The organism is Pseudomonas sp. NFACC43, assembly GCF_900119645.1.
In the GTDB taxonomy this organism is placed as follows: domain Bacteria; phylum Pseudomonadota; class Gammaproteobacteria; order Pseudomonadales; family Pseudomonadaceae; genus Aquipseudomonas.
In genome coordinates this window covers 45,906-70,512 of record NZ_FPKK01000014.1, presented here as the reverse complement: position 1 = coordinate 70,512, position 24,607 = coordinate 45,906, and the positions used below count along the sequence as shown (strand labels likewise).

At 61.8% G+C, this 24,607-nt stretch carries 26 protein-coding genes and 1 riboswitch; of the genes, 14 read left to right on the top strand and 12 right to left on the bottom strand.

All coding sequences use genetic code 11. From position 1 onward, the window contains the following. The first annotated feature begins 3 nt into the window (after window positions 1-3). On the top strand, window positions 4-477 hold the full coding sequence (locus tag BT179_RS21580) for a peroxiredoxin (protein WP_072398696.1): 474 nt from the start codon (window positions 4-6) through the stop codon (window positions 475-477). 123 nt (window positions 478-600) lie between these two features. On the opposite strand, the gene BT179_RS21575 is transcribed toward BT179_RS21580, so the two are convergent. Then, window positions 601-1,671: an AI-2E family transporter gene (locus BT179_RS21575; RefSeq protein ID WP_072398695.1), complete on the bottom strand. Its 1,071-nt coding sequence runs from the start codon at window positions 1,669-1,671 to the stop codon at window positions 601-603. 32 nt (window positions 1,672-1,703) lie between these two features. Then, entirely contained in the window at window positions 1,704-1,943 is a 240-nt protein-coding gene (locus BT179_RS21570; protein WP_072398694.1) for a sulfurtransferase TusA family protein, read from the bottom strand. A 237-nt stretch (window positions 1,944-2,180) separates the two neighbouring features. Here BT179_RS21570 and BT179_RS21565 point away from each other — a divergent pair, with 237 nt between their 5' ends. Then, complete coding sequence (locus tag BT179_RS21565; protein WP_072398693.1) at window positions 2,181-3,614, top strand: M48 family metalloprotease; 1,434 nt, start codon at window positions 2,181-2,183, stop codon at window positions 3,612-3,614. A 62-nt stretch (window positions 3,615-3,676) separates the two neighbouring features. On the opposite strand, the gene BT179_RS21560 is transcribed toward BT179_RS21565, so the two are convergent. The 4 genes from BT179_RS21560 to rpoE all read right to left on the bottom strand — a co-directional run bounded on the left by BT179_RS21560 (window position 3,677) and on the right by rpoE (window position 7,494). Next, complete coding sequence (locus tag BT179_RS21560; RefSeq protein WP_072398692.1) at window positions 3,677-5,104, bottom strand: DegQ family serine endoprotease; 1,428 nt, start codon at window positions 5,102-5,104, stop codon at window positions 3,677-3,679. 235 nt (window positions 5,105-5,339) lie between these two features. After that, complete coding sequence (locus BT179_RS21555; RefSeq protein ID WP_072398691.1) at window positions 5,340-6,284, bottom strand: MucB/RseB C-terminal domain-containing protein; 945 nt, start codon at window positions 6,282-6,284, stop codon at window positions 5,340-5,342. Window positions 6,285-6,294: 10 nt separating this feature from the next. Then, window positions 6,295-6,882, bottom strand: coding sequence for a sigma-E factor negative regulatory protein (locus BT179_RS21550; RefSeq protein ID WP_072398690.1), 588 nt, complete (start codon window positions 6,880-6,882; stop codon window positions 6,295-6,297). Window positions 6,883-6,912: 30 nt separating this feature from the next. Further along, window positions 6,913-7,494: an RNA polymerase sigma factor RpoE/AlgU gene (gene rpoE, locus BT179_RS21545; RefSeq protein WP_003172477.1), complete on the bottom strand. Its 582-nt coding sequence runs from the start codon at window positions 7,492-7,494 to the stop codon at window positions 6,913-6,915. A gap of 562 nt (window positions 7,495-8,056) precedes the next feature. Here rpoE and nadB point away from each other — a divergent pair. Next, complete coding sequence (nadB, locus tag BT179_RS21540; protein WP_072431921.1) at window positions 8,057-9,673, top strand: L-aspartate oxidase; 1,617 nt, start codon at window positions 8,057-8,059, stop codon at window positions 9,671-9,673. On the opposite strand, the gene BT179_RS21535 is transcribed toward nadB, so the two are convergent. After that, the gene (locus tag BT179_RS21535; RefSeq protein WP_072431920.1) at window positions 9,642-10,094 is read right to left on the bottom strand and encodes a protein YgfX; all 453 of its coding nucleotides are present in this window, start codon (window positions 10,092-10,094) and stop codon (window positions 9,642-9,644) included. The two genes, nadB and BT179_RS21535, sit on opposite strands and share 32 nt — an antisense overlap. Beyond that, window positions 10,078-10,332 (bottom strand): FAD assembly factor SdhE, encoded by a 255-nt coding sequence (locus BT179_RS21530; RefSeq protein WP_072398687.1) that lies wholly within the window; start codon window positions 10,330-10,332, stop codon window positions 10,078-10,080. Before BT179_RS21530 ends, BT179_RS21535 begins: the two co-directional genes overlap by 17 nt. Window positions 10,333-10,482: 150 nt before the next feature. On the opposite strand from BT179_RS21530, the gene BT179_RS21525 reads away from it, so the two are divergent. Together BT179_RS21525 and BT179_RS21520 are read left to right on the top strand one after the other, a co-directional pair. Beyond that, entirely contained in the window at window positions 10,483-11,424 is a 942-nt protein-coding gene (locus tag BT179_RS21525) for a CAF17-like 4Fe-4S cluster assembly/insertion protein YgfZ (RefSeq protein ID WP_072398686.1), read from the top strand. Between the two features lie 35 nt (window positions 11,425-11,459). After that, window positions 11,460-12,281, top strand: coding sequence for an HDOD domain-containing protein (locus BT179_RS21520; RefSeq protein ID WP_072398685.1), 822 nt, complete (start codon window positions 11,460-11,462; stop codon window positions 12,279-12,281). Between the two features lie 85 nt (window positions 12,282-12,366). Here the strand turns inward: BT179_RS21520 and BT179_RS21515 are convergent, their stop codons facing one another. Continuing rightward, complete coding sequence (locus BT179_RS21515; RefSeq protein WP_072398684.1) at window positions 12,367-13,758, bottom strand: sensor histidine kinase; 1,392 nt, start codon at window positions 13,756-13,758, stop codon at window positions 12,367-12,369. Next, complete coding sequence (locus BT179_RS21510) at window positions 13,751-14,422, bottom strand: response regulator (protein WP_072398683.1); 672 nt, start codon at window positions 14,420-14,422, stop codon at window positions 13,751-13,753. The genes BT179_RS21515 and BT179_RS21510 overlap by 8 nt, the downstream gene beginning before the upstream one ends. 232 nt (window positions 14,423-14,654) lie before the next feature. On the opposite strand from BT179_RS21510, the gene BT179_RS21505 reads away from it, so the two are divergent. The 5 genes from BT179_RS21505 to BT179_RS21485 all read left to right on the top strand — a co-directional run bounded on the left by BT179_RS21505 (window position 14,655) and on the right by BT179_RS21485 (window position 18,960). Then, on the top strand, window positions 14,655-14,840 hold the full coding sequence (locus BT179_RS21505; RefSeq protein WP_072431919.1) for a hypothetical protein: 186 nt from the start codon (window positions 14,655-14,657) through the stop codon (window positions 14,838-14,840). Window positions 14,841-14,919: 79 nt separating this feature from the next. Beyond that, entirely contained in the window at window positions 14,920-15,897 is a 978-nt protein-coding gene (locus BT179_RS21500) for a Bug family tripartite tricarboxylate transporter substrate binding protein (protein ID WP_072398681.1), read from the top strand. Window positions 15,898-15,952: 55 nt separating this feature from the next. Then, on the top strand, window positions 15,953-16,414 hold the full coding sequence (locus tag BT179_RS21495; protein ID WP_072398680.1) for a tripartite tricarboxylate transporter TctB family protein: 462 nt from the start codon (window positions 15,953-15,955) through the stop codon (window positions 16,412-16,414). Window position 16,415: 1 nt separating this feature from the next. Further along, on the top strand, window positions 16,416-17,930 hold the full coding sequence (locus BT179_RS21490) for a tripartite tricarboxylate transporter permease (RefSeq protein WP_072398679.1): 1,515 nt from the start codon (window positions 16,416-16,418) through the stop codon (window positions 17,928-17,930). Then, the gene (locus tag BT179_RS21485; protein ID WP_072431918.1) at window positions 17,923-18,960 is read left to right on the top strand and encodes an AbrB family transcriptional regulator; all 1,038 of its coding nucleotides are present in this window, start codon (window positions 17,923-17,925) and stop codon (window positions 18,958-18,960) included. Before BT179_RS21490 ends, BT179_RS21485 begins: the two co-directional genes overlap by 8 nt. 83 nt (window positions 18,961-19,043) lie before the next feature. Here the strand turns inward: BT179_RS21485 and ung are convergent, their stop codons facing one another. Continuing rightward, window positions 19,044-19,739: a uracil-DNA glycosylase gene (gene ung, locus BT179_RS21480; RefSeq protein WP_165887909.1), complete on the bottom strand. Its 696-nt coding sequence runs from the start codon at window positions 19,737-19,739 to the stop codon at window positions 19,044-19,046. A 140-nt stretch (window positions 19,740-19,879) separates the two neighbouring features. On the opposite strand from ung, the gene BT179_RS21475 reads away from it, so the two are divergent. Then, on the top strand, window positions 19,880-20,992 hold the full coding sequence (locus BT179_RS21475) for an enoyl-CoA hydratase/isomerase family protein (RefSeq protein WP_072431916.1): 1,113 nt from the start codon (window positions 19,880-19,882) through the stop codon (window positions 20,990-20,992). A gap of 62 nt (window positions 20,993-21,054) precedes the next feature. On the opposite strand, the gene BT179_RS21470 is transcribed toward BT179_RS21475, so the two are convergent. Continuing rightward, the gene (locus tag BT179_RS21470; RefSeq protein WP_072398675.1) at window positions 21,055-21,447 is read right to left on the bottom strand and encodes a hypothetical protein; all 393 of its coding nucleotides are present in this window, start codon (window positions 21,445-21,447) and stop codon (window positions 21,055-21,057) included. A 305-nt stretch (window positions 21,448-21,752) separates the two neighbouring features. After that, a riboswitch (guanidine-I (ykkC/yxkD leader) is annotated at window positions 21,753-21,854 on the top strand. A gap of 60 nt (window positions 21,855-21,914) precedes the next feature. Between BT179_RS21470 and BT179_RS21465 the strand changes: the two genes are divergently transcribed. From BT179_RS21465 to BT179_RS21455, 3 genes are read left to right on the top strand one after another with little or no spacing between them, the layout of a single operon-like run. Then, window positions 21,915-22,982, top strand: coding sequence for a putative urea ABC transporter substrate-binding protein (locus BT179_RS21465; protein ID WP_072431915.1), 1,068 nt, complete (start codon window positions 21,915-21,917; stop codon window positions 22,980-22,982). Window positions 22,983-22,996: 14 nt separating this feature from the next. After that, window positions 22,997-23,812, top strand: a complete 816-nt coding sequence (locus BT179_RS21460; RefSeq protein ID WP_072398673.1) for an ABC transporter permease — start codon at window positions 22,997-22,999, stop codon at window positions 23,810-23,812. Next, window positions 23,809-24,597, top strand: coding sequence for an ABC transporter ATP-binding protein (locus BT179_RS21455; protein WP_072398672.1), 789 nt, complete (start codon window positions 23,809-23,811; stop codon window positions 24,595-24,597). The genes BT179_RS21460 and BT179_RS21455 overlap by 4 nt, the downstream gene beginning before the upstream one ends. Window positions 24,598-24,607: the final 10 nt, after the last annotated feature.

Genomic DNA, 24,607 nt, shown 5'->3' with positions numbered 1-24,607 from the left:
TTCATGGCCGTTGCCGTCGACCAGCCGGTTACCGATTTCCAGGCGCCCGCCACCAGCGGGCAGACCGTCAGCCTCGCCGCCCTGAAAGGCAAGCAGGTGGTGATCTATTTCTATCCGAAGGACAGCACGCCGGGCTGCACCACCGAAGGCCAGGGCTTTCGCGATCAATACGCACAGTTCCAGGCGGCCAACACCGAAGTATTCGGCGTGTCCCGGGACAGCCTCAAGTCCCACGAGAACTTCAAGTGCAAACAGGAGTTTCCGTTCGAGCTCATCAGCGACAAGGACGAAGCCGTCTGCCAGTTGTTCGATGTAATCAAGCTGAAAAAGCTGTACGGCAAGGAGTACCTGGGCGTCGATCGCAGCACGTTCCTGATCGACAAGGATGGCGTGCTGCGCCAGGAGTGGCGCGGCGTTAAGGTGCCAGGGCATGTGGATGCGGTACTGGCGGCGGCTCAGGCACTGAACAAGGCCTGAAGTTTTTTGGCGCCAGCGCCGACGCCTTGGTGAGCAGGCTCCCCCACAGAGGATTGTTCAACAACATGAATCCGTGTGGGAGCGAGCCTGCTCGCGATGAAGCCATCCGCCTCACATCAGTAGCTACAACAACGGCGCGACAACCGGCTCCTTGCTCGGCCAGGCATCCAGCACTGCTTTGATCAGGGTCGCCAGGGGAATCGCGAAGAACACTCCCCAGAACCCCCACAGCCCACCAAACAGCAGCACCGCGCAGATGATCGCCACCGGATGCAGGTTGACCGCTTCGGAGAACAGCAGCGGCACCAGCACATTGCCGTCCAGTGTCTGGATGATCCCGTAGACCGCCATCAGGTAGATGAACTGATCGCTCCACCCCCATTGGAACAGAGCGATCAATGCCACCGGCACAGTCACCACCACGGTGCCGACATAGGGCACCACCACCGAAATGCCCACCAGCAACGCCAGCAATGCGGCGTAATTGAGCCCCAGCGCCACGAAGCCGATATAGGTCACCCCACCGCAGATGAAGATCTCGATGACCTTCCCACGGATGTAATTGGCAATCTGGCGATTCATTTCCTGGGCGACCCGAGTAATCAGCGTCCGCTCACGGGGCAGGTAGCCGAGCACCCAGCGCCCGATCGTTTCCCGGTCCTTGAGGAAGAAAAACACCAGGATCGGCACCAGCACCAGGTAAATCATGACGTTCACCAACAGCGGCAGGCTGGACAACGAAAATGTCAGCGCCCACTGACCGAACTTGCCGATCTCGCCGCGCAGCACTTCGATGGCCTGCAGGACCTGCTCATCGGACACCAGGTGCGGATAGCGCTCAGGAAGCAGCAACAGCAGGGACTGCCATTTGGCGAGCATGCCGGGCAGCTCGTTGAACAGCGTCACCAACTGATGCCAGAGCAGCGGCACGACCACCACGACGAATACCACCAGCAACCCCATGAACAGGGCGAATACCAGACCCACTGCCACGCTGCCAGGCAACCGCAAGCGTTCGAGTGTCGTGACCAGCCCCTGCATCAGGTAGGCCAGCACCATCCCCGCCAGCACCGGCGCCAGCATGCCGCCCAGGGTGAGCACCGCCGTAAAGGCCAGGAATAGCAGCACGGCCAGCACCACGGCCTCTTCGTCAGAGAAATAGCGCTGAATCCAGTCACGTAACACTTTGAACATCAACAATCCTTATGAGCCGCCGGCTGTTTTTTTCAGGCTTTCTTGAGCCAGTAACGGAAGACGCCGTTATCGTCTTCCTCGTGCAGCAGCGTATGACCGGCCAGTCGGGCGAAGGTGCGGAAATCACGCTGGGAGCCCGCGTCCGTGGCAGTAACCTTGAGCACGGCACCGCTGGCCAGGCGATTGAGTTCCAGCTTGGCCTTGAGCAACGGCAACGGGCAATTCAGGCCGCTGGCGTCCAGCTCGGCATCGTGGGCTACAGCATCGGTCATCGGTTCACTCCGCAACAGGTCGTTTGGCCGCCCGTTTTTCTTGAAAAGCCGCCAGGTGACGATCAACGAGGCGACAACAGGCGAGGAAGCGCAGTCTACTGGTTGTAAATGAGCATTCCGAGCCCGTTTTCAACGCAACATGATCGTGGCGCAGACACTTTTCGACAGAATCAGAATATCTGGTCCAGCGCCCGGTGTCCGGCTACAGTAGGGTCTTTGTCAACTAAGGCTTCGTGCATGACATTTCTGCGCCCCACCCTGCTGACGCTCGCTTGCCTGCTTGCCTCACCAGGCTTCGCCGACGACCTGCCGTCACTTGGCGACGCCAGTTCTGCCATCGTCTCGCCGGAACAGGAACACCAGCTGGGTCGCGCCTGGCTGGCTTTGCTGCGCAGCCAGGTCGCGCAACTCAACGATCCGCAACTCAAGGACTATGTCGAGACCAGCGTCTACAAGCTGGTGGAAACCAGCCAGGTCAACGACCGGCGCCTGGAGTTCATCCTGATCAACAGCCCCCAGCTCAACGCTTTCGCCGCACCAGGGGGAATCGTCGGGGTCAACGGCGGCCTGTTCCTCAATGCCCAGACCGAAGGCGAATATGCCTCGGTCATGGCCCACGAACTGGCGCACTTGTCGCAACGCCACTTTGCCCGCGGCGTCGAAGCCCAGCAGCGCATGCAGGTGCCCATGATGGCAGCGCTGCTGACCGGCATCGTGATTGCCGCTGCCGGCGGTGGAGATGCGGGAATCGCAGCCATCGCCGGGACCCAGGCGGCGGCCATCCAGGAACAACGGCGCTTTTCCCGCCAGAACGAACAGGAAGCCGACCGCATCGGCATCCTGAACCTGGAAAAGGCTGGCTATGACCCACGCGCCATGCCGACCATGTTCGAACGTCTGATGCGTCAATACCGCTTCGATGCCAGGCCACCGGAATTCCTGCTGACCCACCCGGTGACCGAGTCCCGGATCGCCGACACGCGCAACCGCGCCGAGCAGGCCAGGCCAGGCGGCATAGAAGACAGCATGCGCTACCAATTGATTCGCGCGCGGGTCCAATTGATCTACGAGGAAACCCCGGGCCTGGGCGCCAAGCGCTTCCGGGCGCAACTGGATGAAAACCCGAAGAACGACGTGGCCCGCTATGGCCTGGCGATCGCCCAGATCAAGGGTGGCCAGTTGAATGAAGCCCGGGAGAATCTCAAGCCGCTGCTGGCCAAGTCCCCCGACGAGATCATCTACAACCTGGCCCAGACGGACCTGGACATTACCAGCAACCGACTGGCGGATGCCCAGTCACGCGTCGACCGGTTGCTGCGGCAATACCCCGCCAACTATCCGCTCAACCAGGTGCGCGTCGACCTGCTGCTCAAGCAGAACCGTCCCGCCGATGCCGAGAAGGCCTTGGAAACACTGCTCAAGACCCGCCCGGACGATCCCGACGTCTGGTACATGGTGGCCGAGACCCGCGGCCTGTCCGGCAACATCATCGGCTTGCACCAGGCCCGCGCCGAGTACTTCGCCCTGGTGGGCGACTATCGCCAGGCCATCCAGCAACTGGATTTCGCCAAGCGGCGTGCCGGCACCAACTTCCCGTTGTCGTCACGTATCGACGCCCGGCAACGCGAGCTCATGGAGCAGGAGCGCATGGTCAAGGACATGATGGGCTGAGTTTTCCCGCAGACAAAAAAACCGCCTCTTTCGAGGCGGTTTTTCGTTGCGCCGCTAACCGGTCATTCGGCCAGCTTGAAGGTGATGAAGCTCGCACGTCCCTGACGCAGGACACGCATCGAGACCGAGCGATTCTTCGGCAGCGCATTGGCGATATCGGTGAATTGCTTGGCGGAACTGATGGCCTGGTTGTTCAGGTGAGTGATGATGTCGCCTGGCTGCAGGCCGATCAGGGCGGCAGGACCGTCCTGTACTTCCTTGATCACCACACCACCCTGGAGCTCCAGGGTTCGCTTCTGCTCGGCCGTAAGCTCGACCACTGCCACCCCCAGGCGATTGCTGCTGCGCTCGATGCCGGATTTTGGCTGCGACTCCAGCTCCGCGCCTTCTTCCGGGATGGCGCCGACGGTCAGTTCGACGTTCTTGCGCTTACCTTCGCGGATCACTTCCAGGTTGGCCTTGGCACCGGCCTTCAACGCACCGACCAGGTGTGGCAGGTCAGCGGACATGATGATCGGCTGGTCATTGAGCTTCAGGATGACGTCGCCCACCTGCAGACCGCCCTTGGCGGCCGGACCGCCCTCCTGGATCTGCGCTACCAGCGCACCGGCAGGCTTCTCCAGCCCGAAGGACTCCGCCAGGTCCTTGTTCACTTCCTGAATGACTACGCCCAACCAGCCACGGCTGACCTTGCCCTCGCTTTTGAGCTGGTTCGATACGTCCATGGCAACGTCGATCGGAATCGCGAAGGACACCCCCATGAATCCGCCTGAACGAGTGTAGATCTGGGAGTTGATGCCCACCACTTCACCGTCGAGGTTGAACAGCGGGCCACCGGAGTTGCCCGGGTTGATCGGCACGTCGGTCTGGATGAACGGAACGTAGTTTTCGTTCGGCAGGCTGCGACCGATGGCACTGACGATGCCCTGGGTCACGGTGTGGTCGAAGCCGAACGGTGAACCGATGGCCACCACCCACTGGCCAGCCTTCAGGTTCTGGGACTTGCCGAGCTTGAGCACCGGCAGGTCCTTGCCTTCGATTTTCAGCAGCGCCACGTCGGAACGTGGATCGGTGCCGACCAGCTTGGCCTTCAATTCGCTGCGATCGGCCAGGCGCACCAGGATTTCGTCGGCGTCGGCGATCACATGGTTATTGGTCAGGATGTAACCGTCCGGAGAAATGATGAAGCCCGAGCCCAGGGACTGTGCCTCACGCTGACGACCACCGCCGGGGGAGCGTGGCTGGGGCATCCCGCGCTCGAAGAATTCGCGCAACATGGGCGGCAAACCTTCCAGATCCGGCATCTGCGGATCCGATACACGGCGATCCGGCAGTTTCTGGGTCGTACTGATGTTCACCACCGCAGGAGAAGCCTCCTCGACCAGGTGGGTGAAGTCAGGCAAATCGGCCGCCATGGCGGGAACGCCCTGACCGAGCACCAGCACAGTGGCGAAAATGGATAGATAGGTTTTCAAGCGTGGTATCGACATACGGCTCCCGTTACGACGAGCAGGGTTAAGCGATATGGAGCAAGGAATACCAGTTGGAAAAAGGCGCCGGTATTTTTGTTCCGGAAAAACAGGCAAGGCCAGAGCCGAGCGGCTCTGACCTAATAGAAAAAAAACAGAAGTTTTGCAAATTAAAATGCTGACATGAAGTTTCGGCATTTCGATCAGCCCCCGGCTTGGCTGGCCTCTGGCATGATCGAGCCACCGAAGCGGCCCATTATTGAGTCGCCGTGGCGTCTGAACGCATGGACAGCGCGATCCGTTCGGCCGTACCGATAGGGATCTCGCCGACCACCGTCACCATCATTTCGCCCTGGGGCGTGGTGAGGCGACGAGAAACGGCCGCCGTTGGCCCGAGCTGGGTACGGGTATCGGTGACGGTAGCACCGTTCAGGGGCTCGAGGAATACCGAGAAACGTGCCAGGCCGTCGTCATACATCAGGCTGTTGACCTGCACATTGGTATCCGGATCCTTGCGCACGTTACTGCTGGTCAATTCGAAGCCCGGTGGTAGCCAGTCCGAATGCCAGGCAGCCTTCACCGCAGTGGACTTGTCGGCACTTTGCACCACCGCCTTGCAGTCGGCGCTGGCCTGCAGGTCGTTTTCCGATGGCACGCCGGTATTCAAGCGCGTGAACTGGAAACGCTCCAGCAACTGCCCCTTGTCATTGAGCAACAGGGACTTGAGCGGCAAGCCGGTTTCTTTATCCAGATGCAGTTCGAAAGCGTACCGATGCTGGTCTTTGGGTGTCAGGGAGATGATCACAGCCGGTCGCCCGGCCACGCGCGACCTGCCGACTACGGCAAGGTCGTACCAATTCTTGAGTTTTTGCGGATCGAGCGCACGTGCAGTGCCTTCAGCATTTCCCAACCCCGGCGCCAGAGCACCGCTGACGCATTGTGTGCGTCCGTCAACACGCAGGACCTCCTGTGCGGAACCATCCTGCTGGAGCAACCGTTCGCGGACTTTACCGTCCTGGACACGGTGCCAGATGTTATGAGTGGAAAAGCTGCCGTTGCGCTCGTAAACGAAAGTACCCTGGAAACTTTGCTGTTGCTCGGCCTGGCCCAAACGATTCAACCAGTCCTGGGCTTCATCGGCATGGGCTGGAACAGCGCACCAGCCACCCAGCAGAAGCGTGAATAGAGGTATGGCGCGCAAGAGTCCTTCCTTAACGATTTTCCAGGCTAGCGGCACGAGCGTAAGGCAGCGCGCTTTCGGTACCTTTCAGCGCAGCCTGCTGGGCATGCTGACGCAGGTAGCTGGGCAGACGCTGGTCATGCCAGCCTGGCTGGCCTTGCAGAACACCGTTGACCATCGGGCCGGCGGTTTCCGAACCTTCGCTGTAGCCGGCCAGTACCGCAGGTCCCTTGACCTGTGGAGCGGCCAAGCCTGGCTGGCTGGACTGTTGCGCCATCTGGACACCGGCGATTTCATCCTGGTTGTACAGGCGAACACCGGCCAGGACGGCGACGGTAACCGACGCGGCAACGGCCAGGCGACCCAGGCTGCGCCATGGACCGCGGGAAGCTTTAGCCGGTACGGCTTCGTCAGCCAATGCAGCAGAAACGGCCGCAGCGATATCCAGACGCGGAAGCAGCAGGTCCTTGTGCATCACAGCCCGGGCGATCTGGTAACGAGCCCAGGTCTCACGGGTTTCAACATCGTCGAAGGCATTCAATACCCGACGCAATTCCAGTTCGTCCGCTTCGTTATCCATCACTGCGGACAGCGATTCCTGCAGGGCTTCACGACTCATGGCGTTCCTCTCTTGGCTGTCGCCGCTGTCTCAGTTTTCCTGCAACAAAGGCTGCAGGGCTTTATCGATGGCCTCCCGAGCGCGGAAAATCCGGGAGCGCACGGTACCCACCGGACACTGCATGACGCTGGCAATGTCCTCGTAACTCAGACCGTCGAATTCACGTAAAGTTAACGCCGTACGCAAATCTTCAGGCAATTGCTGGATGGTGCGATGGACGGTGCCCTCGATCTCATCCCGCAGCAACGCTCGTTCCGGTGATTCGAGGTCCTTGAGGCCGTGATCGCCATCGTAGAACTCCGCGTCTTCAGAACTCACATCGCTATCCGGCGGCCGTCGGCCGCGTGAAACCAGATAGTTTTTCGCCGTGTTGATGGCGATGCGGTAAAGCCACGTGTAAAACGCGCTATCGCCGCGAAAATTACCAAGTGCGCGGTAGGCCTTGATGAAGGCTTCCTGAGCGACATCCTGGGCTTCATGGGTGTCGTGCACGAACCGCACGATCAACCCGAGAATTTTGTGCTGGTATTTCAGCACTAGCAGATCGAAAGCTCGCTTGTCGCCACGCTGAACGCGCTCGACCAGCTGCTGATCCTCTTCCTGGGTTAGCATGAACACTCCTCGATAAGCTCGAAGGAGGCTTGCATGGCTAATTGTCCGGGCTTGCAAACATAGACTCGGGCTTTTCGCAAAAGTTCTCCCCCTTCAAAGCAAGTTTCCGACGCGCTCTGATCCCGGCACGCACGAAAAACGCAGCGCGAGATTTCCCTCGGCTGCGCGAATAATCTGTCGCCGGGTCTGCCGGCAAAGACTCGAATCGAAATCTTGCACCAACCCGACGCTGCTCCCTTCTGCAGACAACCGTCTATTGAACCTGGCCGGCTGACAAAAGTTCCCGCTATTTATAGCCATTCAAAACGGACATCGAGCAACCATGTGTAGATAAACCGCCTTATATCCTCGAAAAGGCAGGCTTGTCGCCCTTCGGCGAAAACCGTGACCCGACGAAGCGTGTCGCTTTTTCTGTCACGCTGGTTTCACATTGCCATGAATGCCCGGCTATTGTGCCGATCCCCCCCTCTATATACTAGTGGGCTGCGTGGCTGCCTGACCCGTTGAAGCGGATGTCTTGCGCCAACCCCGACCCGGGTCGCTTTGAGCGGAAACCTTTCGAATGAGCCAACAGTATCAACACGATGTTCTGGTAATCGGCAGCGGTGCCGCCGGACTGAGCCTTGCCCTGACATTGCCCCAGCATTTGCGCATCGCAGTGCTGAGCAAAGGCGACCTGGCCAACGGCTCGACATTCTGGGCCCAGGGCGGCGTCGCAGCCGTACTGGACGACACCGATACCATTGAATCCCACGTCGAGGACACCCTCAACGCCGGCGGCGGCCTGTGCAACCCGGAAGCGGTACGTTTCACCGTCGAGCACAGCCGGGAAGCCATCCAGTGGCTGATCGACCAGGGCGTGCCGTTTACCCGGGACGAGCACTCCGGCACCGAAGACGGCGGTTTTGAGTTCCACCTAACCCGTGAAGGCGGCCACAGTCATCGGCGCATCATCCATGCAGCCGATGCCACCGGCGCGGCGATTTTCAAGACCCTGCTGGCCCAGGCACGTCAACGGCCCAATATCGAACTGCTGGAACAGCGGGTCGCGATCGACCTGATCACCGAGAAACGCCTGGGCCTGGACGGCGACCGTTGCCTGGGTGCCTATGTGCTCAACCGTGGCACCGGCGAAGTCGATACCTACGGAGCCCGCTTCGTGATCCTGGCGTCCGGTGGCGCGGCGAAAGTCTACCTTTATACCAGCAACCCCGACGGTGCCTGCGGCGACGGCATCGCCATGGCCTGGCGCTCGGGCTGCCGGGTGGCGAACCTGGAGTTCAATCAGTTCCACCCCACCTGCCTGTACCATCCGCTGGCCAAGAGCTTCCTGATCACCGAAGCCCTGCGTGGCGAAGGCGCGCACCTGAAGCTGCCCAATGGCGAACGTTTCATGCCACGCTTCGACCCGCGCGCCGAACTGGCGCCAAGGGATATCGTCGCCCGGGCCATCGACCATGAAATGAAGCGCCTGGGTATCGACTGCGTCTACTTGGACATCAGCCACAAATCCGAAGCCTTCATCAAGAGCCATTTCCCGACGGTGTACGAGCGCTGCCTGGAATTCTCCATCGACATCACCAGGCAACCGATCCCGGTGGTGCCTGCCGCGCACTACACCTGCGGCGGTGTGATGGTCGACCAGCACGGCCGCACCGACGTGCCGGGCCTGTACGCCATCGGCGAAACCAGCTTCACTGGCCTGCACGGCGCCAACCGCATGGCCAGCAACTCATTGCTGGAATGCTTCGTCTACGCCCGCTCGGCCGCGGCGGACATTCTGGAACAGTTGCCCCGGATCGCCGCTCCCACCGCACTGCCCTCCTGGGACGCCAGCCAGGTCACCGACTCGGACGAAGACGTGATCATCGCCCACAACTGGGACGAACTGAGGCGCTTCATGTGGGACTACGTCGGCATCGTGCGTACCAACAAGCGCCTGCAGCGGGCCCAGCACCGGGTGCGCCTGCTGCTGGATGAAATCGATGAGTTCTACAGTAACTACAAAGTCAGCCGCGACCTGATCGAGCTGCGCAACCTGGCCCAGGTGGCGGAGCTGATGATCCGCTCGGCCATGGAGCGCAAGGAAAGCCGGGGCCTGCATTACACCCTCGACTACCCGAACCTGTTGCCTGAAGCGCTGGACACTATCCTGGTGCCGCCCACCTACGCCGACTGAACCTGAGCCGTACGCGCAGGCGCCGGTGCAGATCCGGTGCCAGCGCGTCTCGGGGCACGCAAATCGAGCGGACTCGCCGCTCACCCTTCAAGCGAAAGCGCAACACGACGATCAGTGGCAATGCCAGGCTGTCGGGACGCAACTGCACCGCCTGCCAGCCATCGGCGCGGTTCCAGAGTTGCCAGCCATCGAGGTCACGGCGCAACCCGCCAAAGGCCTGGCGATGGCTCAACAGCAGATGACGCGGCACCGTCCAGGCACCATGGGCCAGGCACACCGCAACGCCAAGCGCTGCGAATCCGCTCGGTACAGACATCAGCAGTAACGAGCCCAGGGCGAACGCCTGGGCCAGGAGATAGGCCGCCAGCAACTGCCCGGAGGCCCGCCAGCGGCATTCGAAGTGGTTATTTGGGCTGGACACGGTCCAGAATCATCCGAACCATGCGTTGCAATTCCGGGTCGTCGGATTCACTGCGCTCCATGAACCAGCCGAACATGTCCTGATCCTCGCACTCGAGCAGGCGGACATAGCAGGCACGATCCACTTCGTTAAGGTGGGGATAGACCTCTTTGACGAATGGCACCAGCAATACATCAAGTTCGAGCATGCCGCGACGGCTATGCCAGTAGAGGCGATTCAGTTCTACATCTTCGACCATGGAGGGCTCCTCAAATAGAGCGCAAGTATACAGGCACGGCCACGGCGGAACAGACAGCTTTGGTCGGGCACGACCGATCCTTTGTGAACTACCCATTTCAAGGGCGCCCCCTTATGATGTCCATCAGACTTTTTTATCCTGCGATGACCCATGGCTGATTCCGCTTTTTTCTGCACCCTGTCCCACGAAGGCGTCCTCGCGGTTCGCGGCGTGGATGCCAGTAAATTCCTGCAGGGCCAATTGACCTGCAACCTCAACTACCTGAGCGACGAGCGGGCCAGCCTCGGCGCCCGCTGCACCCAGAAAGGCCGCATGCAGTCCAGCTTTCGCATCGTGCTCCAGGGCGACGGGGTGCTGATGGCAATGGCCACCGAACTGCTCGAGCCGCAGTTGGCGGACCTGAAGAAATACGCGGTATTTTCCAAGGCCAGGCTCACCGACGAAAGCGCGGCCTGGGTCCGCTTCGGCCTGGAAAATGCCGACACGGCGCTCTCCGGCCTGGGCCTCGAGCTACCGGCTGACGTTGACTGCGTAGCGCGTCATGAATCCCTGATTGCCATCCGCGTCTCCCCCGGCCGCGTCGAACTGTGGGCGCCCGCCGAACAGGCCGACGCGCTCAAGATCCGCCTGCGCGAAGTAGTGGCCGAAGCCGACCTGAACCCGTGGCTGCTGGGCCAGATACGCGCAGGCATCGGCCAGGTCATGCCGGCTACCCGTGAACTGTTCATACCCCAGATGCTCAACCTGCAGGCCATCGGTGGCGTGAGTTTCAAGAAAGGCTGCTACACCGGCCAGGAAATCGTTGCCCGCATGCAGTACCTGGGCAAGCTCAAGCGGCGCCTCTATCGCCTGCAACTGGACGCCAACGAATTGCCGGAACCGGGTACGGCGTTGTTTTCTCCCTCCCATGGCAGTTCCATCGGTGAAGTGGTGATCGCAGCACGCGCCGAGCAAAATATTGAACTGCTGGCGGTGTTGCAGGCCGAAGCAGCAGAAGAGGGCAACGTGCACCTCGGGACGCTGGAAGGCCCGTCGCTGCAGTTGCTGGACCTGCCTTACGAACTGGACCGCGACCGCGAGATCCAGCGCTGATCGCAGCATTTGTCGCAACACCCTAGAGAACCGAAATGAGCGATTTGGCGGATAAGGTCCTGCGGGATTTGGTGGAGGCCATCGATAACGATGACCTGGTTCTGCCGACATTACCGGAAGTGGCCCTGCAGATTCGCCGGGCCGCGGAAGACCCGGAGATCAGCGTCAGCAACCTGAGCAAGGTCATCGGCCGCGATACGGCGCTTTCGGCGCGCCTGATAAAAGTGGTCAACAGCCCGCTGCTGCGCGCCACCCAGGAAGTCACCGACCTGCACACTGCCATCACCCGCCTGGGCGTCAACTACAGCAGCAACCTGGCCATAGGCCTGGTCATGGAGCAGATCTTCCACGCCCGCTCCGAGGTGGTGGAACAGAAGATGCGCGAGGTCTGGCGCAAAAGCCTGGAGATCGCCGGCATCAGCTATGCGCTGTGCCGTGGCTACACGCAACTCAAGCCCGACCAGGCCGCGCTGGGTGGCCTGGTGCACCAGATCGGCGTACTGCCGATCCTGACCTATGCCGAAGACCATAACGAATTGCTGTCGGACCCCATCAGCCTCAGTCATGTGATCGACACGATCCACCCGGTGCTGGGTGACAAGCTGCTCAGCGTCTGGGAGTTCCCGGAGCGATTGGTGAAGCTGCCAGGCCTGTACCTGGATTTCAGCCGAGAGTCGAAGCAGCTCGATTATGTCGACCTGGTACAGGTCGCGGCGCTGTACTGCTACAAGGACACCGACCATCCCCTCGGCAGGATCGATGTGTTCAGGGTCCCGGCCTTCAAGAAGCTGGGCATCGACCCGGACAACAAGGACCGTTGCGCGGACATCGAAGAAGCGCGATCGATGTTCTACTGATCGAGCCCATGCCCCCCTCCAACTGACTTCAAGCCGCCTGTGGCGAGGGCATATATTCCTTCGCCGCCACAGTATCTGCCTTTCGTCAATCCGAGCCCGGGATAAAGCTCACCCGCACCTTCAACCCGCCTTCCTGTCCGTCGTGCAGGCTGATCTGGGCCAGGTGGGCACGGCAGATTTCCCCGACGATCGCCAACCCCAGGCCGGAACCGGCGACTTGCTGGTTGCGTCGATAGAAGCGCTCGAAGACACGATCGCGCTCGTGCAGCGGAATACCGGGACCGTCATCCTCGACCTCCAGCACCGCTGGCGCAGTGACCCGCAGGATCACATTGCCGCCCGACGGTGTATGGGCCAGGGCGTTATCCACAAGATTGCTCAACAGCTCGTTCAACAACGTCGGTTCACCCCGCAGCCACACCGGCTCGTCCGCCTCCAGGGCCAAGGCCACGCCACGGGCATGAGCCAACGGCGCCATGGCCATGCCCAGTTCCCGGGCCAACTGACTGAGATCCAACAGCTGCGCGCCACCTTCGGCAATGGCCCGGGCACCGTTCTCCACCCGGGCCAGGGACAGCAACTGGTTGGCCAGGTGAGTCAGGCGGTCGGTGCCCTGGGCCGCGGTTTCCAGGGTTTCCCTCCAGGTCGCCGGCTCATTGGCACGCAAGCCCAGCTCAAGCCGTGCCTTGAGCGCAGCCAGGGGCGTTCGCAGCTCATGAGCGGCATCGGCGATGAACTGCGCCTGCCGCTCGAATTGCCCGCGCAGGCGCTCGGTGAAATGGTTCAGAGCCCTCACCAATGGCCATAATTCGTGCTGCACCTCCACCAGGGGCAACGGGCGCAGGTCGTCCGACTGACGCTCCTCCACCGCCGTGCGCAAGCGCTCCAGCGGGCGCAACGCGGCGCTGACCGCAAACCACACCAGCAACAACGCGCCCACGGCCAGCATGCCCAGGCGCAACAGCGTATCGGCCATCAGGCTGCGAGCCATCCTGACCCGAGCTTCTTCGGTCTCCGCCACGCGGATCTCCGCCATGCCGTTCATGTTCGGCTCACTCACGGCCTTGAGCAGGCTCACCACTCGCACGGTCTGACCCTGATAGTTGGCGTTGTAAAAGCGTGCCAGGGCCGGGTAATCGTCCGTGCGGGGCGTACCGGGTGGCGGGCCTGGAAGATTTTCGTAGCCGGAAATCAGCTTCTGGTTGATGTCGTTGACCTGATAGTAGATGCGTCCCGCGCTGTCGTAGGCGAAGGTGTCCAGGGCCACATAAGGCACATCGGCGCTTAGACTGCCGTCACGCTGGGACAGGCCGGCAGCGATGGTCCGGGCCGAGGCCAAGAGGGTCCGGTCATAGGCGGTATCCGCCGCTTCGCGGCCGTTCCAGTAGGCGCTCAGGCCGCTGGCCAGCATCAGCACCACCAACAGCAACGCCAGGTTACGCAGTAGCCGCCAGCGCAGGCTGTCAGGCTTATGCATCGCGGGTTTCCAGCAGGTAGCCCAGGCCTCTGAAGGTCACGATTGCCACGGCATGCCCATCGAGCTTCTTGCGCAGGCGATGGATGTAGATTTCGATGGCATCGGGGCTGGCTTCTTCATCCAGGCCGAACACCTGGGCCGCCAGTTGCTCCTTGCTCATCACCCGCCCCGGCCGAGCGATCAAGGCCTCCAGCACCGCTTGCTCGCGGGAGGTGAGGGTCAGCAGTTCCTCGTCGAGGGTGAAGCGGCGGGTATCCAGGTCATAGACCAATGCCCCGCAACGCTGCTGGCGTTCGCCACCCAATACGCTACGGCGCAACAGGGCCTTGACCCGTGCTTCGAGTTCGGTGAGTTCGAACGGCTTGGCCAGGTAATCGTCGGCGCCCAGGTTCAGGCCATGGACCCGGTCCTTCACATCGCTGCGAGCGGTCAGCATCAATACCGGCAGGGTCTTGCCCCTGGCCCGCAGGCGCGCCAGCACTTCAAAGCCGTCCATGCGCGGCAGCCCTACGTCCAGGATGGCCACGGCGTATTCCTCGCTGCTCAACGCCAGGTCGGCGGCTACCCCGTCGTGCAGCACATCCACGGTCAGACCGGTGCTCTTGAGCGCCTGGGCCACGCTTTCGGCGAGCTGCAGATGGTCTTCGACGAGCAGAACACGCATGGGTATTTCCTCGATTCAGGGACAGTCGGCGCCATTCACTGGCGCGGAGTTTACAGCCGCATCCGGTGCTGTGAAGCCAAAAAACATCTTGAAAGCTTTTGAAAGGTTAGCGAAAGGTTGGGCCGATAGAGTCTTGCAAGGATAGTTTCGGCTGTCCGCAGCCAACACGATGAACGAAAAACGCCTCGAAGCGTTTTCGCCCGAATAAGAACAATAAAGCGGAGTATTCACCATGCTCTCCATGCAGCTCCAGGCCCCAGTGCCTGCCCGCCCTTCCCGTTCCAATCCGATTGCCCTGGCCGGCGTCGAGTCCATGACTCTGCCGAAGCCGGCGTACATCTATGGCCAACTCACCATGTCCCATGACTTCGATGGATCGGGGATGGCAAGGCCGAGCGTCATGAACGACTGCATGTAACGAACCCGCTGACCGGCTCCGCTCCGGATCCGGCAACGCCAGATTTGCACACACAACAACAACTCCTGTGGAGACCGTAATGAGCCCATCACTGCGTAAAATCGCTCTCGCCGCCGGTTGCCTGGTATTCGCCGGGCAACTGCTCGCCGAACCCAAGCGCCCCGAATGCATCGCCCCGGCCTCCCCTGGCGGTGGCTTCGACCTGACCTGCAAGCTGGCGCAGAGTGCGCTGGTCAATGAGAAATTGCTGACCAAGCCGATGCGCGTCACCTACATGCCGGGCGGTGTTGGCGCGGTGGCCTACAACGCAGTAGTCGCCCAGCGCCCCGCCGATGCCGGTACGCTGGTGGCCTGGTCCAGCGGTTCGCTGCTGAACCTGGCCCAGGGCAAATTCGGTCGCTTCGATGAAAGCGCCGTGCGCTGGCTGGCCGCTGTCGGCACCAGCTATGGCGCCATCGCGGTGAAAAGCGATTCGCCCTACAAGACCCTGGACGATCTGGTCCAGGCCCTGAAGAAAGATCCGGGCTCGGTGGTCATCGGTTCCGGCGGCACCGTGGGCAGCCAGGACTGGATGCAGACGGCCCTGATCGCCAAGGCCGCCGGCATCAACCCTCGCGACCTGCGCTACGTGGCACTCGAAGGCGGCGGCGAGATCGCCACGGCCCTGCTGGGCGGACACATCCAGGTCGGCAGTACCGACATTTCCGACTCCATGCCGCACATCCAGAGCGGTGACATGCGTCTGCTGGCGGTGTTCGCCGAGAAGCGCATCGATGAGCCAGAAATGAAGGAAATCCCCACCGCTCGCGAACAGGGCTACGACATCGTCTGGCCAGTGGTTCGCGGCTTCTACCTCGGGCCAAAGGTCAGCGACGAAGACTACGCCTGGTGGAAAGAGGCGTTCGACAAGCTGCTGGCTTCGCAAGAGTTCGCCAAGCTGCGTGACCAGCGCGAGCTGTTCCCGTTTGCCATGACCGGTCCGGAGCTGGACACCTACGTGAAGAAACAAGTGGCTGATTACAAGGTGCTGGCCAAAGAGTTCGGCCTGATCCAGTAACCGTCTCTGTTCACGTGGCGGCGCCGGCATCACCGGCGCCGCTCAGGAGTTAGTCATGCTCACCATCCAACGAATTTTTGCTGCGGTGCTACTGCTGGTCTGCATCGGCCTCGCGCTGATGGCCTGGCCGTATCAGGCAGCGTTTTCCTACGAGCCTGTCGGCCCGCGCGCCTTTCCCCTGCTGATGCTGGGGCTGATGGGCGCGGCATTGCTGTACATGGTGTTCCGTCCGGCCCCCATCGTGCACAGCGATGAAGACCGGCAGCTGGACCGTGAAACCCTGAAGAAGATCGGCATCTGCGTGGCGCTGCTGCTGATATTCGCCGGCACTTTCGAGCCCCTGGGCTTCATCCTCGCCAGTGTCCTGACCGGCGTACCAATGGCCCGCCTGTATGGCGGTCGCTGGATCCCGAGCGTGGTGATCATCAGCCTGATGGCCATTGGTCTTTATCTATTGTTCGACAAGTTGATGGACGTTCCCCTGCCCCTGGGCCTGCTCGACGTCCTGGAGAACTGATATGGATACCCTGAATTATCTTGGCCAGGGTTTCGGCGTTGCCATGACGCCCTATAACCTCGTCACCGCACTGACCGGTACCCTGATCGGCACCGTGGTTGGCCTGTTGCCGGGCCTGGGCCCGATCAATGGCGTGGCGCTGCTGATCCCCATCGCCTTCGCCCTGGGCCTGCCGCCTGAATCGGCACTGATCCTGCTGGCCGCGGTGTATCTGGGTTGCGAATACGGCGGGCGCATCAGCTCGATCCTGCTCAATATTCCCGGTGAAGCGTCCACCGTGATGACTACCCTCGACGGCTATCCGATGGCACGCCAGGGCCTGGCCGGGGTGGCATTGTCCCTGTCGGCATGGAGTTCGTTCATCGGCGCCTTCATCGCCACCTGCGGCATGGTGCTCTTTGCGCCCTTGCTGGCCAAATGGGCGATTGCCTTCGGACCGGCGGAATATTTTGTCCTGATGGTCTTCGCCATTGTCTGCCTCGGAGGCATGGCGGGCGACCGGCCGCTCAAGACGTTCATTGCAGCGTTGATCGGCCTGTTCCTGTCGGCAGTCGGGATCGATGCCAACAGTGGTGTGTACCGTTTCACCGGTGACAACGTTCATCTGGCCGACGGCATTCAGTTCGTCGTACTGGTCCTGGGCCTGTTCTCCATCAGTGAAATCCTGTTGATGCTGGAAAAGACTCATCACGGCCAGGAAGCGGTGAAAGCCACCGGGCGGATGATGTTCAACTTCAAGGAAGCGGCATCGGTCTTCATCGTGAACCTGCGTTGCGGCGTGCTCGGCTTCATCATGGGCGTGCTGCCAGGAGCCGGTGCAACCCTGGCCAGCGCCGTGGCCTACATGACTGAAAAACGCATCGCTGGCGCCAGTGGTACGTTCGGCCAAGGAGACAAGCGCGGTCTCGCCGCCCCGGAAACGGCCATCGGCGGTGCCGCCTGCGGTGCACTGGTGCCGATGCTGACCCTTGGCGTGCCTGGTTCGGGTACCACGGCAGTGATGATCGGCGCGTTGTCGCTGTACAACATCACCCCGGGTCCACTGTTGTTCCAGCAGCAGCCGGACATTGTCTGGGGCCTGATCGCGTCGCTGTTCATCGCCAACATCATGCTGGTGATCCTCAACATCCCGATGATCCGTGTCTTCACCCGCATCCTGGCCGTGCCGAACTGGGCCCTGGTACCGGTGATCGCAATCATCACCGGCATCGGCGTCTACGCGGTGCACGCCACCACGTTCGACCTGTTCCTGATGATTGGCATCGGCATCTTCGGCTACATCCTGCGCAAGCTGGACTTCCCACTGTCGCCAGTGCTGCTGGGCTTCATCCTCGGCGGCCTGATGGAACAGAACCTGCGTCGTGCGTTGTCGATCTCCAACGGCGGGCTGGAAATCCTCTGGTCGAGCCCGATCGCCTTCGGCTGCTGGGTACTGACGGCTATCATGCTGTTCATGCCACTGCTACGGATCTGGCGCCGTCGCGCCGCACAACGTCGCGCCCTGGCCAATGTCTGAAGCGACTTTCAGACAATGGTGGGGAACACCGCTGGTCGGCCTGGCCGGCGGTTACCTGGCCAGCCTGATCGGCTGGCCCCTGCCGTGGATGGTCGGTTCGTTGCTGGCGATCATCCTGGTGCGTTGCCTGACCCCATGGCAATTGGCGGAAATTCCCGGCGGCCGCAAATGCGGCCAATGGGTGGTGGGCATCGGCATCGGCCTGCACTTCACGCCGGTGGTGATGGAACAGGTCCTGAGTCATTTCGGCCTGATTTTTTTCGGCGCGCTGATCACCAGCGTGTCCAGCGTGGTGAGTGTCTGGCTGATGCGCCGCACCGGCGAAGACCGCGCCACCGCCTTTTTTTCCAGCATGCCGGGCGGCTCCGGCGAGATGGTCAACCTCGGCGCGCGCAATGGCGCGGACCTGAGTCGTGTCGCTGCGGGCCAGAGCCTGCGGGTTCTGGTGGTGGTGCTGTGCGTACCGGCCGCGTTCAAGTATTTGCTGGGCCAAGGCGCCCCGGTGCAGCACGCCACCACCGTGGACTGGCTGTGGCTGGCCATCCTGTTCCCCGCCGGCGCCCTGCTCGCCTGGATCTGGGAGCGCCTGCGTCAACCCAACCCATGGTTGTTCGGCCCTCTGCTGGTGAGCGCGGTGGTGAGTGTCGCCTGGGACCTGCACATCAGCCTGCCCCATGGCGGCAGCCAGATCGGCCAATGGCTGATCGGCAGTGGCCTGGGCTGCCACTTCAACCGGCAGTTTTTCCGCCGGGCGCCATCCTTCATGGGACGCACGCTGGTGGGCACCGTGTTGACGATGCTGATCGCCACCCTGGCGGCCCTGGGCCTGAGCACGTTGACGCATCTGGACCTGCGCTCGCTGACACTGGGCATGATGCCCGGCGGTATCGCGGAGATGAGCCTGACGGCAGAGACCCTGCAGCTGTCGGTGCCGCTGGTGACGGCATTGCAGGTGATGCGTTTGTTGTTCGTGCTGTTCCTGGCGGAACCGTTGTTCAGGTACTGGATGCGCAAGCCGGCCTCAAGTTGATGACCGTTTGCCCCCATCGCGAGCAGGCTCGCTCTCACAAGCCGCACAGGTGAGAGCGGGCCTGCTCGCGATGGGGTTGCGCATCAAAGCGGCGGCAATCGCCAATCGATCGGCGTATCACCATGCTGTTCGAGGAACTTGTTGGCCCGGCTGAAATGCCCGCACCCCAGGAAACCCCGGTAAGCCGACAACGGCGATGGATGGACCGAAGTCAGCACCAGGTGCTTGGTGGCGTCGATCAGCTTCTGCTTGCTCTGCGCATGAGCGCCCCATAGCAGGAAGACCAGATGCGGCTGATGCTCGCTGACCACCTCGATGACCCGATCAGTAAAATGTTGCCAGCCCTTGCCCGCGTGGGAGTTGGCGTTGGCACGTTCCACGGTCATGGTGGTGTTGAGCAGCAACACCCCCTGATCGGCCCAGCTTTGCAGGTAGCCATGGTTGGGGATATCGATGTTCAGGTCGCGTTTCAATTCCTTGAAGATGTTCACCAGCGATGGCGGCGCCGGCACGCCCGGCTGTACCGAAAAACACAGGCCATGGGCCTGGCCCGGGCCGTGATACGGGTCCTGGCCGAGGATCACCACCTTGACCTTGTCCAGGGGCGTGGAATTGAGGGCATTGAAAATCAGCGAAGCCGGTGGATAGATCTGCTTGCCGGCTGCGTATTCCTGGCGCAGGAATTCGCGCAACTGCGCCATGTAGGGTTGGTCGAACTCGGCACGCAGTGCCTGCTTCCAGCTCGGCTCGAGTTTGATACGGTCGTCGGCAGTCATGATTGCACCCGATAAAAACAATGGGCGCACCCTAGGAAAGCCCACAAGGCTTGTCAATTGATCCGACATGGCTTCGGCGTTTGATCCGGCATTTTCCCACGCAGCAGTCATACTGATCATTCAAATTTCTGATCGAGGTCACGATGAACCTGCACTTCGAAGAGCTCATTGGCATCGACGGCGCCCGTATCGGCATCGCCACCCTGGATGCCGAAAAATCCCTGAACGCCTTGTCCCTGCCCATGATCAACGCCCTGCGTGATCGTCTCGATGCCTGGGCCAGGGAACCGCAAGTGGTTTGTGTATTGCTGCGTGGCAACGGCGCCAAGGCATTCTGTGCCGGAGGTGAAGTACGCAGCCTGGTGGAAGCCTGCCGTGCCCACCCTGGTGAAGTACCGCCATTGGCAGCACAGTTTTTCGCGGCTGAATACCGACTGGACTTCAACCTGCATACCTATCCCAAACCCTTGATCTGCTGGGGCCACGGCTATGTACTCGGTGGCGGGATGGGCCTGCTGCAAGGTGCAAGCACGCGGATCGTCACGCCCAGCAGTCGCCTGGCCATGCCGGAAATCAGCATCGGCCTGTACCCGGACGTCGGCGCCAGTTGGTTCCTGTCTCGCCTGCCGGGCAAGCTTGGCCTGTTCCTCGGCCTGACCGGCGCCCACATGAATGCCAGGGACGCCATCGACCTGGGCCTGGCCGACCGTTTCCTGCTCGACGAACAACAGGACGACCTGATCGAAGGCCTCTTGCAGCTCAACTGGCAGGAACAGACCGACATGCAGCTCAACAGCCTGCTCAAGGCCCTGCAGCAAGAGGCCATCGATCGACTACCCGAAGCCCAATGGCTGCCGCGTCGGCAGAAAATCGACGAATGGCTGGATGTCAGCGACGTGCGTTGTGCCTGGAAAGCCTTGAGCCTGCTGGTGGAAGACCAGGACCCATTGATTGCCCGGGCCGCCCGGACCATGACCGAAGGCTCACCCCTGACCGCCTGCCTGGTATGGGAGCAGATCGCCCGGGCCCGGCATCTGTCCCTGGCCGGTGTGTTCCGCATGGAATACACCATGAGCCTCAATTGCTGCCGGCATCCGGAATTCAGCGAGGGCGTGCGTGCGCGGCTGATCGACAAGGACCACAAGCCCCGCTGGCACTGGCCGGACATCAACCACGTACCCGAGGCCGCGGTGGAGGCACATTTCCACAAGGCCTGGGAAGGCCGACACCCGTTGGCGGACTTGCCCAACGAATAGAATGGTTTCTGCCAGGCACAAAAAAAGCGGCGCTCGATGCGCCGCTTTTCATGGTCTGCCGATCAGCGATGGTAGCCTCGTCCATCATGATCGCGCCGTCCTCGATGATCACGTCCGTCTCGGTGACGACGGTTGTCATCCCAACCGCCCCGATCGCGGCCATCCCAGCCGCCCCGATGCGGATAAGGCCGATAGGCCGCCCGCGGTGGCGAATAATAGCGAGGGCCGTGTTGATAGTAGCGCGGTGCCGAATAGTAGCGTGGCGCCGGTTGGTAATACCGCGGGGCGTAGTAGCCACGCGGAGCCGAATAGTAATAACTTCCGCCGCTGTAATAAGCCGGCGCCGGTGAGGTGTAGACCTCGGAGCGGTAATAGCTGGAGTCTGCGTCGTAGTAAGGCGCGCAGGCCGAGAGAGTCAATCCGAGAAACGCAGTGAGCAGCAGTCGTCGATACATGGCGGCCTCCTGGACCGCGAATGGGCCGCATCAGCGACGCTGATGGGCGGCAGTCAACTATTGGGTGACTGACGATAAATCAGACAGTGAAATCGGAATCTGGTGCGACGCCGCAACAACTCGAAACATGTAGCTTTTTGCCTCATTGCGGTGCGCCCCGGCACCACAACCAAGCACTCATCAAGCGCTTCACAGCATCTTTCCAAGTCCGATCTCTCTGGCTCGGGCCTTTTGCCGACTTGGCACGGCTCTCGCTTAAACAATCACCGTGCAGGAGTCATCACAGGTTCGCGGCACCACAATTTGCAATGGCTGACTAGGGTTCCGGCTCGCCTCTGGCGAGTGGCTGGTCCGAGAGTTGGCGACCTCCAGTTGAGGTTACACGGCGGGAAAAAAGCCCGGGAGACAAGCCACCGTTCACGGTGCCGCGTTGCTCCTGTCCGCCCTTGATCAACTGGAGAACCCCCATGTTCAAGCTTCGTCTGTCCTCTCTGCTTCTCGCCGCCTTCGCGGCCCTCGCCAGCCTTTCGTCCACCGCCGCGCAGAAAGACCACTTCAGCGTTTGCTGGACCATCTATGCCGGCTGGATGCCTTGGGAATATGCCGGTAGCCAGGGCATCGTCGACAAATGGGCGAAGAAGTACGGCATCAAGATCGATGTCGTGCAGCTCAACGACTACGTCGAATCCATCAACCAGTACACCGCCGGTCAGTTCGATGGCTGCACCATGACGAACATGGATGCCCTGACCATTCCCGCGGCCGGTGGCGTGGACAGCACCGCCCTGATCGTCAGTGACTTCTCCAACGGCAACGACGGCGTCGTCATCAAGGGCGAAGGCAAGAAAGTGACGGACCTCAAGGGCATGGACGTGAACCTGGTGGAGCTGTCGGTCTCGCACTACCTGTTGGCCCGGGCCCTGGACTCGGTTGGCCTGACCGAAAAAGACCTGAAGGTCGTCAACACCTCCGACGCCGACATCTCCGCCGCGTTCAACACCGAGCAGGTCAAGGCCATCACTACCTGGAACCCGATGCTCTCGGACATCAAGGCCCAGCCTGGGGTGAGCGAAGTGTTCAACTCCAGCCAGATCCCCGGCGAGATCATGGACATGATGGTGGTCAACACCCAGACCCTCCAGGACAACCCGGCCCTGGGCAAGGCATTGACCGGCGCCTGGTTCGAGGTGGTGGCGCTGATGAATGCGAAAAACGCAGCCAGCAAGGCGGCGCTGGAGCACATGGCGAAAGCCTCGGGCACCGACCTGGCGGGTTTCCAGGCGCAGCTGGACACCACCAGGCTGTTCGCCACGCCCCAGGAAGCGCTCGGCTTCGCCACCAGCGGGCAACTGCCCGACACGCAGCGCAAGGTGGCGGACTTCTCGTTCCGCCACGGTCTGCTGGGCGAAGGCGCCAAGAACGCCGACGCGGTCGGCATGGCATTCGCCAACGGCGTGATCCTTGGCGACAAGGCCAACCTCAAGCTGCGCTTCGATCCCACCTACGTACAGCTGGCCGCCGACGCCAAGCTGTAACCGGAGGACCTGGCATGCGCCTGATCAACCGCTACCCGGACCGCCCCAGCCGCTTGTTGCTGGTGATCCTGCCCTTCGCGCTGGTGTTGTTCGCCTATTTCACTGGCTCGGCCGAACGGTTGACGGACAACCCCAACGACAAGCTGCTCCCCAGCGCGACACAGATGAGCGACGCGGTGAAACGCCTGGCTTTCACCGCCGATGCTCGCAGCGGCGATTACCTGCTCTGGCAGGACACCGCGTCGAGCCTGCGCCGGCTGGCCATCGGCCTGGGCATCAGTGCCCTGGCCGGGCTCTGCCTGGGGATCGCCGCCGGCACGCTGCCACTGCTGGGCGCGCCGCTGTCGCCCTTGCTCACCGTGGTCTCGATGGTGCCGCCGTTGGCCATCCTGCCGATCCTGTTCATTGTCTTCGGCCTTGGGGAGTTGTCGAAGGTGATGCTCATTGTCATCGGCGTCACACCATGCCTGGCCCGGGACCTGGAACAGCGCGCCCGGGAAATTCCCCGTGAACTGCTGATCAAGGCCCAGACCCTCGGTGCGTCCACCTGGACCCTGATCCTGCGCGTGGTCCTGCCACAGCTATTGCCGCGGCTGTTGATTTCCCTGCGGCTTATGCTGGGTTCGGCCTGGCTGTTCCTGATCGCCGCCGAAGCCATCGCCTCCACCGATGGCCTGGGCTATCGGATTTTCCTCGTGCGTCGTTACCTGGCAATGGACGTGATCCTGCCATACGTGGTGTGGATCACCCTGCTCGCCTGGCTGATGGACTGGGGTCTCAAGCGCCTGACTCGCCAAGCGTTCCCCTGGTATGAAGGGGCGAAGGCATGAGCTTCATCACGGTGAACAATGTCTGGCAACAGTATGCCGATCAGGTGGTGCTCGAACGCTTGAACCTGAGTGTCGCCGAGGGCGAGTTCTGCACCCTGGTGGGCGCGTCGGGTTGCGGCAAATCGACCTTCCTCAGGTTATTGCTGGGCCAGGAACAGGCCAGTCGCGGACAGATCCTGCTGGATGGCGAGCCCTTGGCGGGCGAGCCGGATGCCAGCCGGGGCGTGGTGTTCCAGCGCTATTCGGTATTCCCGCACCTGACGGCGCTGGACAATGTGGCCCTGGGCCTGGAGCTGCCACGCTCGCCGGTGCTGGGGCGTCTGTTCGGTAGCGCCAAGCGCCAGGCCCGGGAAGAAGCCGCGCGATTGCTGGACAAAGTCGGCCTCGGCCAGGCCCTGGATAAATACCCGGCGCAGCTCTCCGGCGGCATGCAGCAACGGCTGGCGATTGCCCAGGCGTTGATCATGCGACCGCGCGTCCTGCTCCTGGATGAACCCTTCGGCGCCCTCGACCCCGGCATTCGCAAAGACATGCATGCCCTGCTGCTGGCGCTTTGGCGCGAGACCCGCCTGACCGTGTTCATGGTCACCCACGACCTGTCCGAAGGTTTCAGCCTCGGTACGCGCCTGCTGGTATTCGACAAGGTGCGAGTCGACCCCCACGCCCCGGGCGCCTACGGCGCGCGCATCACCTACGACATCCCATTGAACAGCGATCGACGCACTGCCCATGCCGCCGTCGAGGCAGCGTCCGCCGGCCTGGCCGGTGCGTTGCGTATCGCTTGAAAAGGAGCTT